9 protein-coding genes are annotated in these 12,517 nt (G+C 66.7%); 3 read left to right on the top strand and 6 right to left on the bottom strand.

Going from position 1 to position 12,517, the window contains the following annotated elements:
* Positions 1 to 4: 4 nt before the first annotated feature.
* The 6 genes from ACF8O7_RS20115 to ACF8O7_RS20090 all read right to left on the bottom strand — a co-directional run bounded on the left by ACF8O7_RS20115 (position 5) and on the right by ACF8O7_RS20090 (position 9,280).
* Entirely contained in the window at positions 5 to 958 is a 954-nt protein-coding gene (locus tag ACF8O7_RS20115; protein WP_017405244.1) for a branched-chain amino acid ABC transporter permease, read from the bottom strand.
* Positions 959 to 1,010: 52 nt separating this feature from the next.
* On the bottom strand, positions 1,011 to 2,246 hold the full coding sequence (locus tag ACF8O7_RS20110; protein ID WP_043790376.1) for a branched-chain amino acid ABC transporter substrate-binding protein: 1,236 nt from the start codon (positions 2,244 to 2,246) through the stop codon (positions 1,011 to 1,013).
* 241 nt (positions 2,247 to 2,487) lie between these two features.
* Positions 2,488 to 3,723, bottom strand: coding sequence for a branched-chain amino acid ABC transporter substrate-binding protein (locus tag ACF8O7_RS20105; RefSeq protein WP_016452910.1), 1,236 nt, complete (start codon positions 3,721 to 3,723; stop codon positions 2,488 to 2,490).
* A 169-nt stretch (positions 3,724 to 3,892) separates the two neighbouring features.
* The gene (locus tag ACF8O7_RS20100) at positions 3,893 to 5,530 is read right to left on the bottom strand and encodes a 3-(methylthio)propionyl-CoA ligase (protein WP_046238371.1); all 1,638 of its coding nucleotides are present in this window, start codon (positions 5,528 to 5,530) and stop codon (positions 3,893 to 3,895) included.
* 111 nt (positions 5,531 to 5,641) lie between these two features.
* The gene (locus tag ACF8O7_RS20095; RefSeq protein ID WP_392444101.1) at positions 5,642 to 7,477 is read right to left on the bottom strand and encodes a CocE/NonD family hydrolase; all 1,836 of its coding nucleotides are present in this window, start codon (positions 7,475 to 7,477) and stop codon (positions 5,642 to 5,644) included.
* 90 nt (positions 7,478 to 7,567) lie between these two features.
* Positions 7,568 to 9,280, bottom strand: a complete 1,713-nt coding sequence (locus ACF8O7_RS20090; protein WP_392444099.1) for a carboxylesterase/lipase family protein — start codon at positions 9,278 to 9,280, stop codon at positions 7,568 to 7,570.
* Positions 9,281 to 9,467: 187 nt separating this feature from the next.
* Between ACF8O7_RS20090 and ACF8O7_RS20085 the strand changes: the two genes are divergently transcribed.
* From ACF8O7_RS20085 to msrB, 3 genes are all read left to right on the top strand, one after another.
* On the top strand, positions 9,468 to 10,484 hold the full coding sequence (locus tag ACF8O7_RS20085; RefSeq protein ID WP_016446746.1) for an AraC family transcriptional regulator: 1,017 nt from the start codon (positions 9,468 to 9,470) through the stop codon (positions 10,482 to 10,484).
* 69 nt (positions 10,485 to 10,553) lie between these two features.
* On the top strand, positions 10,554 to 12,086 hold the full coding sequence (locus ACF8O7_RS20080) for a YdiU family protein (RefSeq protein WP_392444098.1): 1,533 nt from the start codon (positions 10,554 to 10,556) through the stop codon (positions 12,084 to 12,086).
* Positions 12,083 to 12,496, top strand: coding sequence for a peptide-methionine (R)-S-oxide reductase MsrB (gene msrB, locus ACF8O7_RS20075; protein WP_034363982.1), 414 nt, complete (start codon positions 12,083 to 12,085; stop codon positions 12,494 to 12,496). The genes ACF8O7_RS20080 and msrB overlap by 4 nt, the downstream gene beginning before the upstream one ends.
* The last annotated feature ends 21 nt before the right edge of the window (positions 12,497 to 12,517 follow it).

Below are 12,517 nucleotides of genomic sequence, written 5' to 3'. Positions count from 1 at the left end.
GGTGTCAATCTCCCCGCGTGCCCAGGAGGCCCTTGGGCCGGAAGATGAGGATCAGCACCAGGAACAGGTAGGGCAGGATGGGCGCGACCTGGGAAATGGTGAGCTTGAGCAGCGGCCAGCCGAAGGTCTGCTCGCCGACCGGGCTGCCCAGCGAGGTCAGCAGGCTGGCCAGCGACCAGTCGATGGCCACGGCAAAGGTCTGCACGACGCCGATCAGCAGCGAGGCCACGAAGGCCCCCGCCAGCGAGCCCATGCCGCCGACCACCACCACCACGAAGATGATGGAGCCGACCGACATGGCCATGGCCGGCTCGGTCACATAGGTGTTGCCGCCGATGACGCCGGCCAGCCCCGCCAGCGCGCAGCCGCCGCCGAACACCATCATGAACACGCGCGGCACGTTGTGGCCCAGCGCCTCCACCATCTCGGGGTTCTTGAGCGCGGCCTGGATGACCAGGCCGATGCGCGTGCGCGTCAGCAGCAGCCAGACGGCCACCAGCATCAGCATTGCCACCAGCATCACGAAGGAGCGCGAGCGCGGGAACTGCGTGCCGTACAGCGTGAACAGCGGGCCCTGCAGCGCGGGCGGCAGGCCGTAGGGCACGGTGCCCCGGCCCCAGACCAGCTGCACCACCTCGAGGATGAGGTAGGACAGGCCGAAGGTCACGAGCAGTTCTGGCACATGGCCGTACTTGTGCACGCGGCGCAGGCTGTAGCGCTCGAACATGGCGCCCAGCGCGCCCACCAGCAGGGGCGCGACGAACAGCGCACCCCAGAAGCCGATGATGCCGCTGAGCGTGTACCCGAAGTACGCGCCCAGCATGTAGAAGCTGGTGTGGGCGAAGTTGAGCACGCCCATCATGCTGAAGATCAGCGTCAGCCCCGAGCTGAGCATGAACAGCAGCAGTCCATAGCTCACGCCGTTGAGCAGCGATATGGTGAAGAACTCAAGCGTCATCGAAAGGCCTTGGTTTCGGTGCGTTGGGGACAGGAAGCGGTGCGTGCCGGTCTCAGGACGGGCGCTTCATCTGGCAGGACGTGGGCGTGCTGGCCACGTAGGGCTCGTAGTACTTCACCGGGGCGAAGGTGTAGCCCGTGTTCTCGGCGTCATAGGGGTTCTTGCCGCCGGCCTTTTCCCAGCGCGTGATGTACAGGCCCTGCTGCAGCTGGTGGTCGGTCTTGCGCATCTCCACTTCGCCGTTGAAGCTCTTGAGCTTCATGCCCTCCAGCGCGGCTGCCACCTTGACGGGGTCGGTGCCGCCGGTCTTGGCAAAGGCCGCATCCAGCAGCGCGAACACGTGGTAGATCGAGCTTTGCGTGAGGTCGTCGTTCATCTTCTTCTTGAACTCGGCCATCAGCGGCTGGATGGCCCCCCCCATGTTGTAGTGGCCGTAGCCCACTGTGTAGACCTTGCCGTCGGACGCCGCGCCCATGGCCGTGGGCGAGCCCGAGCCGAAGGCGTAGTAGGTGTAGAACTTGACGTTGTTCAGGCCCGCGTCATTGGCCGCCTTGAGCAGCAGCGACAGGTCAGAGCCCCAGTTGCCCGTGATCACCGTGTCGGCGCCCGATTGCTTGATCTTGGCGATGTAGGGTGCGAAGTCGCGCACCTGGGCCAGCGGCGCGAAGTCATCGCCCACCACCTGCACGTCGGGCCGCTTGGCCTTGAGCATTTCCTTGGCGTACTTGGAGACCTGCTGGCCGTGCGAGTAGTTCTGGTTGATCAGGTAGACCTTCTTGACCTCGGGCACGTCCTTCATATAGGTCGTCAGCGCTTCCATCTTCATGGAGGTGTCCGCATCCAGGCGGAAGTGCCAGTAGCTGCACTTGCTGTTGGTCAGGTCCGGGTCCACGGCCGCGTAGTTGAGGTAGACGACTTCCTTGCCCTTGTTGCGCGCGTTGTGCTTTTCCAGCGCATCCATGATGGCCAGGGCCGGGCCCGAGCCGTTGCCCTGCACCACGTAGCGTGCGCCCTGGTCCATGGCCGAGCGCAGCACGGCCGTGGTCTCCTGCGGGCTGAGCTTGTTGTCCAGCGGGATGATCTCGAACTTCACGCCCGAGGCATTTTTCTTGTTGAACTCCTCGGCCATCAGCTGGAAGGTCTTGAGCTGGTTCGTGCCCACGGCGGCCATCAGGCCCGACAGAGGGTCGATCCAGCCGATCTTCACCGTCTCGCCTTTTTGCGCCCAGGCGCCCGAGGCACAGGCCAGCATGGCCGAGGCGGCCACCGAATGCACGATCCACTTCATTTTTCTGTCTCCTTTTTCCGGTTGATTCGGATATCTGTATTGGCGCCAGACTAACGCCTGAATGACAATTTCCCTTCGGGGAATGCCTTAGAAACTATCGCGCATGCGACTTCGCCGCAGTCCGGGACACATTGGCGACAGATCGCCATCGATCAGCCCATGAACCCGTGTTTTGACCGATTTCAGGCAAAAGAAAGGGGCGCCTCGCGCCCCTTGCGAAGTCAGCCTGCCTGCCTGGGCGTCATGAAGGACGCTTCATCTGGCATGAGGTGGGGGTACTGGCCACATAGGGCTCGTAATATTTCACGGGCACAAAGGTGTAGCCGGTGTTCTCCGAGTCCATCGGGTACTTGCCGCCGGCCTTTTCCCAGCGCGAGATGAACAGGCCCTGCTGCAGCTGGTGGTCGGTCTTGCGCATCTCGACTTCGCCGTTGAGGCTGTTGAACTTCATGCCCTCCATGGTGGCCGCCACCTTGGCCGGGTCCGTGGTCTTGGCGCGCAGGAAGGCCTGGTCCAGCATGGTCAGGCCCGAGTACAGCGAGCCGGTGTACATGTCGTCGTTGAACTTGGCCTTGTAGCCCTTGGTGATGCGGTCCAGCGGGCCGGGCAGGTTCAGGTGGCCGTAGCCCACCATGTAGACCTTGTCGGCGGCGGCCGCGCCCATGGCCGTGGGCGCGCCCGTGGCAATGGCGTAGTAGGTATAGAACTTGACGTTGTTCAGGCCCGCGTCGCTGGCGGCCTTGATCAGCAGCGCCAGGTCCGAGCCCCAGTTGCCCGTGATCACCGAGTCGGCGCCCGATTGCTTGATCTTGGCGATGTAGGGGGCGAAGTCGCGCACCTGGGCCAGCGGCGAGAAGTCGTCGCCCACGATCTCCACATCGGGGCGCTTGCGCTTGAGCATCTCCTTGGCGTATTTGGAGACCTGCTGACCATGCGAGTAGTTCTGGTTGATCAGGTAGACCTTCTTGACCTCGGGCACGTCCTTCATGTACGTGGTCAGGGCCTCCATCTTCATGGAGGTGTCCGCATCCAGGCGGAAGTGCCAGTAGCTGCACTTGCTGTTGGTCAGGTCCGGGTCCACCGCCGCATAGTTCAGGTAGACGACTTCCTTGCCCTTGTTGCGCGCGTTGTGCTTTTCCAGTGCGTCCATGATGGCCAGGGCCGGGCCCGAGCCATTGCCCTGGAAGACGTAGCGCACGCCCTGGTCCATGGCCGAGCGCAGGGCCGCCGTGGTTTCCTGCGGGCTGAGCTTGTTGTCGATGCCGATGATCTCGAACTTCACGCCCGAGGCCGTGCCCTTGTTGAGCTCCTCGGCGATGTACTGCAGGCTCTTGAGCTGGTTGGAACCCAGCGCGGCCATGAGGCCGGACAGCGGGTCGATCCACGCAACCTTCACCGTCTCGCCCTTCTGGGCCATGGCGCCCGTGGCGCAAGCCAGGGCCAGGGATGCCGTCAATGCCTTGATCGCAAACTTCATGAAGCGTCTCCTCTTGTGGTGGTTTCTGGGCGAGGCTCAGAGTAATGGTCCCCTTGCCCCGCACCGATCGGTGATTGCCCCTAGCGGCTATCGCCGACGAGACTCGGACCGGCCGCCCTATCAGCACATGCCCCCGCATGCCCTGGCACGGCGGCTGGCCCGCAGCGGCTCACAGCCCCGGCAGCCGGTAGCCGGCCAGTTGCTCGCGCAGCCGGGTCTTGAGCATTTTTCCGGTGGCGCCCAGCGGAATGGCATCGACGAAGACCACGTCGTCGGGGATCTGCCACTTGGCGGTCTTGCCCTCGTAGAACTTGAGCAGTTCCTCGCGCGTGACCTCGGCACCGGGCCTCTTCGCCACGGCGACGATGGGGCGCTCGTCCCACTTGGGATGTGGCATGCCGATGCAGGCGGCCATGGCCACGGCCGGATGGGCCATGGCGATGTTCTCGATGTCGATGGAGCTGATCCATTCGCCGCCGGACTTGATCACGTCCTTGCTGCGGTCGGTGATCTGCATGAAGCCGTCCGGGTCGATGGTGGCCACGTCACCCGTGGGGAACCAGCCGCGGCCCTGCGCGTCCTTGACCAGCGGGCTCTCGCCCTTGAAGTAGCTGTCCACGATCCAGGGGCCGCGCACCAGCAGGTCGCCGTAGCTCTTGCCGTCCCAGGGCTGGTCCGTTCCATCGCTGCCCACGATGCGCATGTCCACGCCGTAGATGGCGCGGCCCTGCTTTTGCAGGATCTTCATCTGCTCGTCCTTGGGCAGCTGCAGCTGCTTGTTCTTGAGCGTGCACAGCGTGCCCAGCGGGCTCATCTCGGTCATGCCCCAGGCATGCAGCACCTCCACGCCGAACTCGTCCTGGAAGGCCGTGATCATGGCCGGCGGGCAGGCGGAGCCGCCGATGACCGTGCGCTTGAGCGTGGAAAACCGCAGGCCGCCCGGCCTGATGTGGCCCAGCAGCATCTGCCAGACCGTGGGCACGCCGGCCGCGTAGGTGACGCCCTCGGCCTCGATCAGCTCGTACAGCGACTTGCCGTCCAGCGCCGGGCCGGGGAACACCAGCTTGCAGCCCGTGAGCGCGGCCGAGTAGGGAATGCCCCAGGCGTTGACGTGGAACATGGGCACGACGGGCAGCACCGAGTCGCGCGCCGATATGCACATCACATCGGGCAGCGCGGCCGCGTAGGCGTGCAGCGTGGTGGAACGGTGGCTGTAGAGCACCGCCTTCGGGTTGCCCGTGGTGCCGCTGGTGTAGCACATGCTGGAGGCCGTGTTCTCGTCGAATTCGGGCCACTGGTACTGGTCGGACTGGCCGGCAATCCAGGCCTCGTAGCTGACCAGGCCCGGAACGCCGCTGTCGGCAGGCAGGCGGTCCGCATCGCACAGCGCCACCCACTGGCGCACCGTGGGGCACTTGGCATGCACGGCCTGGATGATGGGCAGGAAGGTCAGGTCAAAGCACATGACGCGGTCTTCCGCGTGGTTGATGATCCACGCCACCTGGTCGGGGTGCAGGCGAGGATTGACCGTGTGCAGCACGCGGCCCGAGCCGCTGACGCCGAAGTACATCTCCATGTGGCGGTAGCCGTTCCAGGCCAGCGAGGCCACGCGGTCGCCAGGCTGCAGGCCCAGGCCGTCCAGCGTGTTCGCCAGCTGGCGCGAGCGCCGTGCCAGGTCGCGGTACGTATAGCGATGGATATCGCCCTCCACCCTGCGCGAGACGATCTGCGCATCGCCATGGTGGCGGTCGGCGAAATCGATCAGCGACGAGATCAACAGTGGTTGGCTTTGCATCAGACCCAGCATCTATAGGCTCCTAAGGTGATTGAACTTCGTGAACGTCGTGAACTGCGGACCGCGGATCCGCGCAAGGCCAAGGCCCTGGTGCGCGATGCCGCAGCCCGCATGGAGGGTGGCTCAGGCCGGCGCCCTGGGTCCGATCCCCGCAGGGACAGGCGCATCGTTTTTCCGGCATGGTTGACGCATTGTCTTGTCGCAACTCGGCAGCGTCTTCGCATGCTCGTATGGGATATACCCTAGGACGATGCTGGAGGCATGCGCTGCGTCATGCCACAGCGTGTTCGTGGACGGCGTCTTGTCGTTGCCGAAGATCCAGTATCCGGTCTGCGATGGCGAATCCACTGTCACGCGAATGCTTGAGCCGGCGCGGAACACATGCGCGAATTTCTGGATATCTACGCGCAACAGTTCGGGCTTGCCCGACACCATGGGCACGTCCTTGTCCCGCGTGAACGCGCCCCACGGCCTCAGCGTCGTGGAGCGCGCCGTGTCCAGGGCACGCTTGGACGCACGCAGCCAGCCACGCTGCACGAACATCTCCTGCCCGTCCGGCCTCACCTCGGACACGGTGACCTGGATGTCGGTGTTGGCGGCCGTGGCGCTGAGCCACAGGTCGGCCGAGCCTTCGCCATAGAAGCTCAGGTCCTGCGGCAGGGCTGCCGTGGTGAAGACCAGCTGGCCATCCTTTTCCGACGCGGGCACGGCGGGCCAGCCTTCGGCCGCCGGGTTGTTCACCTGCGGACTCAGGGCCGGATAGCGGTAGCTGGACGAAGCCGTGCCTGAGGTGGGTGCACTGTCGCCCAGCGCCTGGCCGGGCTGCATCCACAGGCGCAGGGGCTTGACCTGGACAGGCAGCCGGTCAAACCGTGCCTCGCCCGTGGGCATGAGCTTGGCGCCGCCATTGGGGGCCTTGGCGTCCGTGGTCTGCATCTCCTGCAGCAGGCGCACGCGCGGCTCCTTGTCGAAGCCGTTGTCCTCGCCCTTGACGAAGCGCGCCAGGAAGCGCTTCAGCGTCTGGTCGATATGGTCCGAGGTGATGTTCGTGTGGTGGTCGCCGTTGGAGCTGACCAGCCACATCCTGTCGGGCGCAATGGTGTCCTCGTAGTAGCCCGAGCGCGGGCCGATCTGCTCGTCCTGCCAGGACTGCGTGCCCAGCGTGGGGATATTGATCTTGCCGCTTTGCAGCATGGCGCTGCGCTCCAGGTACAGGCCATCGGCATAGGGGTTGTCCAGCCACTTGATCAGATCCAGCTCGGGCCGCTTGATCTTCTCGATGTTGTCGGCCACGGTCTTGGCGCATTCCGTGTCGCCGCCGTTCTTCGCCGCCAGGTCGGCGGCCGTGCGCCAGATGCGCGGGAAGCCGTTCCACCACTGCGCCGGAAAGCCGATGTTGGCAATGCCGCCCGGATAGCCCACGTCGCGGTAGGGATCGCCCACATTCTTGCTGGGCGTGATGGCCATCAGCCCCTTGGGTCGGTGCGCCGCCACCCACAGCTGGTTGTAGCCCGAGTACGAGTAGCCGATCATGCCGATGCGGCCGTTGGACCAGGCCTGCCGCCCGGCCCACTCGATGGCGAAGGCTCCGGCCGCACCTACGCTGGCGTCAAACACCTTGTCATCCCCCGTGGAGCAGCCCGTGCCCGGCACGTTCAGCCCCATGACCGCATAGCCTTCCTTGGTCCAGGGACTGCTGATGTTGGGGTACGAGCCCGAGATATAGCCGTCGTACTCGACCAGCAGCGGGAACGGACCCTGTCCCTCGGGCAGCAGCAGCGAATAGCGCATCCTGTTGCCGTCCGGCAGGGTGATGTAGCCCGATTGCTGGCCCGGCCCCATGGGCGCGGGCATGCCCGACGATCCCCCTCCGCAGGCGGCCAGGCCCACGGCGGCGGCGGCAATGGCGCCCGCCAGCGGCCAGCGCCAGGCCTGTGTGAAAACGGTCTTGGCTGTCATGGGTACCTGTCTCCTTCGTTGTTGTTGGCTATCTCTCGGGGCTTGCCGCGGCAAGCCCCTGCTCGCTCATCTACTCGCTCATCTGCTCGCTCACTGCAGCCGGATGCTGGTCGCGCCCAGCTCGGCGTCGAAGACCAGGCTGGACGGCCAGGGCTTCCATGTCTGGCCCAGGGCCGCGTTCTGCGGGTCGCCCGTCTGCATGAAGGCCTTGAGGCTGGCCATCATGGCGTTCGACAGCGCCAGCCGCCCCGGTGCATTGGCCGTGCTGTTGGTCACGCGGGAGAACACGGATGGCCCGAAGTTGCCGAAGAGAAACGGCAGATCGAACGCATGGGCCGCACCGTAGACCGTGTTCCAGGGCGCGGGCTGGCGCGCCCAGTCGAAGCGGTAGCTCCAGACCTCGGCCTGCCGGGTGCGCAGCGTATTGAGCAACTGGTCGCGGCTGGGATCGGCGAACAGATGGGTCAATTGCGCCATGCGGGCGTTGTAGCCGGTGACCGGCGTATCGACGGGCAGGTAGGCGGCATCGATGATGTCGACCAGGCCCGGCGCATTGGGCGACTGCGCATCGAAGGACTGCATCATGCGAAAGCGCGCCGCATCATCGATCCTGAAGCCCGGCTTGCCGCCCAGCGCAGCCAGCAGGGGCGCGAACAGCTTGCCCTCCTCGGCCGTGTAGCCGGCCATCACAGGCATGCGGTTGTATTGGCCCGCAGCCAGCGCGGCCATGGGGTCGGTGGGCAGCAGCAGGCCGTCGGGAATCGGCCCCGCGCCCGTCAGGCCCTTGGCCACCAGGGTCTGCAGCAGCACGCGCGCATCCTTGCCGCGCAGGTAGGCCGCAATCTGCGCCGGTGTCCAGCCGGCAGCCACCGTGGCCGCAGCCGCCACATCGGCAGCCATCCCATCGGCCACCATCAGATGGGCCAGCAGCAGCGCGGACTGGGTGGCGTAGGCCGAAGCCGGCTTGAGCGTGGCCAGCACGCCGGCCGGCAGGTTGGACGGCAGCGACAGCCCGCCGCTGATGGGCACCAGCCTGTGGAACAGGCCGCGCGCCGACTCGGCCGCCAGCAGCGCCAGCACATTGGTGGCCCCCGCCGACTGGCCCATGAGCGTGACATTGCCCGGATCGCCGCCAAAGCCCGCGATATTGCGCTGCACAAAGCGCAGCGCCTGCAGGTTGTCCAGCAGCGCGAAGTTGCCCGTGGCCGGCGCGCCGGCCTGCATCTGCGGCATGTGCATGTAGCCCAGGATGTCCAGCCGGTAGTTGGCCGTCACCACCACGGCATTGGCAGCGCGTGCCAGGGCCGCGCCGTCATACAGCGGATCGGCCGTATAGCCCGAGATGGCGCTGCCGCCATGGATGAACACCAGCACCGGCAGCTTCTCGGCGCCGCTGGCCGGGCGCCAGATGTTGAGCGTCAGGCAGTCCTCGCTGCCCACGGGCTGGCCCAGGGTGGAGGCAATGGTGTCGTCGAAGCGGTTGTTGGCGCCCGGGCCGTACATGCGCCCGATCTGCAGGCAGGCATTGCCGAACTGGCGCGCCTCGCGCACGCCCTCCCAGGCCTTGGGCTCGGCCGGCGGCTGCCAGCGCAGCGCGCCCACGGGCGCCTGGGCAAAGGGCACGCCCTTCCAGTAATAGGTGCCCGTGGCGGCGCCGTCGTCCACGCCGCGCAAGGGGCCGTAGGCCGTCTCGCGCAGCTCGGGGCCGCCGCCGCCCGAGCCGCCGCAGGCCGCGAGCCACAAAGCCATTGAAGCCACGGCCAGGCGTATGCCGCCAGCCATCCACCGCTGTCCTGTGCGCATGCTTGTCTCCTATGATTTTGGGGTTTCCCGTATGGGCCGTGCCCGGCCCTTGGGCCACACTGCGCAGTCGTTCGCCGCGCTGCAAAAATTCTAGGAACAGCGCGCCCGCACGCCGCTATCGCAACCAAGCCAAAAAAGTGACTTCAGAACGCAAAAGGCGCCCCGGACGGCCCAGGAAAACCCGGCCATGACAACGCAGCGCAGCAGCTCCGCCGCATGGGTGCGGGGCATCCTGGACATGATGGCCGCCGAGGGGCTGGCCGTGGAAAGGCTGAGTGAGGAGGCAAACATCGACCTTGCCGCACTGCAGCATTCGCAGACCCGCATCGATGTGGACCGCGTGAGCCGGCTGTGGGAGCTGGCAGTGGCGCAGTCGGCCAATCCCACGCTGGGCCTGGACCGGCAGCTGGCCGCGCGCCACGGCAACATCGACCTGGTGGGCTACTCGCTGGCTTCGAGCCCGCACCTGCTGGCGGGCTTTCGTGACCTGGAGCGCCACATGGCCGTGATCTCGGACGCCACCGCCTTCACACTGGAGCGCGATGCGCGCGGCCACTGGCTGTCCATACACCACATCGGCGCCACGCGCGCCGTGCCACGCCAGCGCGTGGAGTTCGCCGTGCTTACGCTGCTGGTGCTGTGCAGCTGGCTGACGCGGCGCGATGTCCAGCCGCTGGCCGTGGAATTCATGGCCCAGGCGCCCTTGCCCCTGCACGAGGCCCGCTACCGACAGGCCTTCGGCCTGCTGCCGCGCTTTGGCGAGCGCGCCAACCGCTTCCTGCTGTCGCAAGACGACCTGCTCGCGCCCATCCCGACACACAACCCCGAACTGCTGGCCCTGCACGAAAAACTGGTCGAGTCCGAGCTGGACCAGCTGGGCCAGGCCGGCGTGGGCGCCCGCGTGCGCCATGAGATTGCGCGCCTGCTGCCCCAGGGCGAGCCGCGCCGCGAGGAAGTGGCCGCAGTGCTGGGCCTGACCGACCGTACCTTGCAGCGCCGCCTGCAGGCCGAGAGCACCAGCTACCAGCAATTGCTGGATGACACCCGCCGCGAGCTGGCCCGGCAGTACCTGGGCGAGCCGCGCCACAGCCTGGCCGAGGTGGCCGACCTGCTGGGCTTCGTGGACCAGAGCAACCTCTTTCGCGCCTGCCGCCGATGGTTCGGCATGCCGCCGGGCCAGTACCGGCAGCAACTGCGTGCGTGAATGCATGCGGTGAATGCGCGCATGAACCTTGCGTCCCACGGGGCATAGGCGCTGGGGGACAATTCCCGCATGAACCTGCACGCTGCCGCCGAAGGCCGGGCTCCGGCGACCTCCCCGCGCCTTCCCATCTCCTGGCAGGATGGCTTTGCCGCCCTGGGCCCCGACTTCTTCACCCATCTGCGCCCCACGCCGCTGCCCGAGCCGCACTGGATCGCCACCAGCACCGGCACCGCCGAGCTGCTGGGCCTGGACCCGCAATGGCTGGCCTGCGATGAGGCCCTGCAGGCGCTCACCGGCAATGCCGTGCTGCCCGGCAGCCATCCGCTGGCCAGCGTCTACAGCGGCCACCAGTTCGGTGTCTGGGCCGGCCAGCTCGGCGACGGCCGTGCCATCTTGCTGGGCGAGACCGCCTCGGGCCAGGAAATCCAGCTCAAGGGCGCGGGCCGCACGCCCTACTCGCGCATGGGCGACGGACGCGCCGTGCTGCGTTCGTCCATCCGTGAATTCCTGTGCAGCGAAGCCATGCACGCCCTGGGCATTCCCACCACGCGCGCGCTGAGCGTGACCGGATCGCCCGCCCCCATTCGCCGCGAAGAGATCGAGACCGCCGCCGTGGTGGCGCGCGTGGCGCCCAGCTTCATACGCTTTGGCCACTTCGAGCACTTTGCGGCGCGCGACCAGATGGCGCCGCTGCGCCAGCTGGCCGACTACGTGATCGACCGCTACTACCCCGAATGCCGCACGGCCGAGGCACTGGCCGGCAACGCCTACGCCAACTTCCTGCAGGCCGTGAGCGAGCGCACGGCGCGGCTGCTGGCGCACTGGCAGGTGGTGGGCTTTTGCCATGGCGTGATGAACACGGACAACATGAGCATCCTGGGCCTGACCATCGACTACGGTCCCTTCCAGTTCCTCGACGCCTTCGACCCCGGCCATATCTGCAACCACAGCGACACCCAGGGCCGCTACGCCTTCAACCGCCAGCCCCAGGTCGCGTACTGGAACCTGTACTGCCTGGGCCAGGCCCTGCTGCCGCTGATCGGCGAAGAGGAGCTGACCATTGCGGCGCTGGAGTCGTACAAGCAGGTGTTTCCGCAGGCCTATGGCTCTCTCATGCTGCGCAAGCTGGGCCTGCCCGAAGATGCTCCCGGCACGCCGCCTGCCGAGGCGCGCTTTGCCGCCCTGGTGAACCCGCTGCTGCAGCTCATGGCCGACAACGCCGTGGACTACACCATCTTCTTCAGCCGCCTGACCGATGCCGTGGCCACAGCCGGCGGCACCGAGCCCGACCTGGAGCCCGTGCGCGACCTGGTGCTGGACCGGCCCGCCTTCGACGCCTGGGCGGCAGGCTACGTACGGCAGCTTGCGACCGTGGATGGCACGGCAGCGGCCGCGCTGATGCAAGAATCGAATCCGCGCTTCGTGCTGCGCAACCACCTGGGAGAAATCACCATCCGCGCAGCCAAGGCGGGCGACTTCACCGCGGTGCGCCAGTTGCTGGCCGTGCTGCAGACCCCGTTCGCCCCCCACGCCGAGCATGCCGAATGGGCAGGCTTCCCGCCCGACTGGGCTTCCTCCATCGAGATCAGCTGTTCATCATGAGCTTTCCCATCCACAAGACCGAGCAGGAATGGCAGGCCGAGCTGCAGGCCAAGGGCGCCGAGCCCGCCGCCTTCCAGGTGACGCGCCACGCGGCCACCGAGCGCCCCTTCACAGGCCGCTATGAGCAGTTCTGGGCCGATGGCAGCTACCACTGCATCTGCTGCGGCGCCAAGCTGTTCGACTCCGATAGCAAGTTCGACGCCGGCTGCGGCTGGCCCAGCTTCGACCGCGCCATCCCAGGCGCCATCACCGAAATCGTGGACCGCAGCCATGGCATGGTGCGCACCGAGACTGTCTGCAGCCAGTGCGGCGCCCACCTCGGCCATGTGTTCCCCGATGGTCCCTCCGACACAGGGCTGCGCTACTGCATGAATTCCGCGTCGCTGGAATTCGAGCCACCCAAGGCCTAGGCCCCAGGCCCGCAAAAACCC

Origin of the sequence: Delftia sp. WSY_16, from assembly GCF_043104415.1 — a bacterium.
Classification (GTDB): Bacteria; Pseudomonadota; Gammaproteobacteria; order Burkholderiales; family Burkholderiaceae_C; genus Comamonas; species Comamonas tsuruhatensis.
The sequence above is the reverse complement of the archived record's forward strand: the minus strand, read 5'-3'. Positions and strand labels throughout refer to the sequence as shown.

Excerpts from the sequence above, each read along its gene's own strand:
- ACF8O7_RS20115 (WP_017405244.1), bottom strand. The coding sequence starts at position 958 with ATGACGCTTGAGTTCTTCACCATATCGCTGCTCAACGGCGTGAGCTAT.
- msrB (WP_034363982.1), top strand. The coding sequence starts at position 12,083 with ATGAGCTTTCCCATCCACAAGACCGAGCAGGAATGGCAGGCCGAGCTG.
- ACF8O7_RS20090 (WP_392444099.1), bottom strand. The coding sequence starts at position 9,280 with ATGCGCACAGGACAGCGGTGGATGGCTGGCGGCATACGCCTGGCCGTG.
- ACF8O7_RS20110 (WP_043790376.1), bottom strand. The coding sequence starts at position 2,246 with ATGAAGTGGATCGTGCATTCGGTGGCCGCCTCGGCCATGCTGGCCTGT.
- ACF8O7_RS20085 (WP_016446746.1), top strand. The coding sequence starts at position 9,468 with ATGACAACGCAGCGCAGCAGCTCCGCCGCATGGGTGCGGGGCATCCTG.
- ACF8O7_RS20100 (WP_046238371.1), bottom strand. The coding sequence starts at position 5,530 with ATGCTGGGTCTGATGCAAAGCCAACCACTGTTGATCTCGTCGCTGATC.
- ACF8O7_RS20105 (WP_016452910.1), bottom strand. The coding sequence starts at position 3,723 with ATGAAGTTTGCGATCAAGGCATTGACGGCATCCCTGGCCCTGGCTTGC.
- ACF8O7_RS20080 (WP_392444098.1), top strand. The coding sequence starts at position 10,554 with ATGAACCTGCACGCTGCCGCCGAAGGCCGGGCTCCGGCGACCTCCCCG.
- ACF8O7_RS20095 (WP_392444101.1), bottom strand. The coding sequence starts at position 7,477 with ATGACAGCCAAGACCGTTTTCACACAGGCCTGGCGCTGGCCGCTGGCG.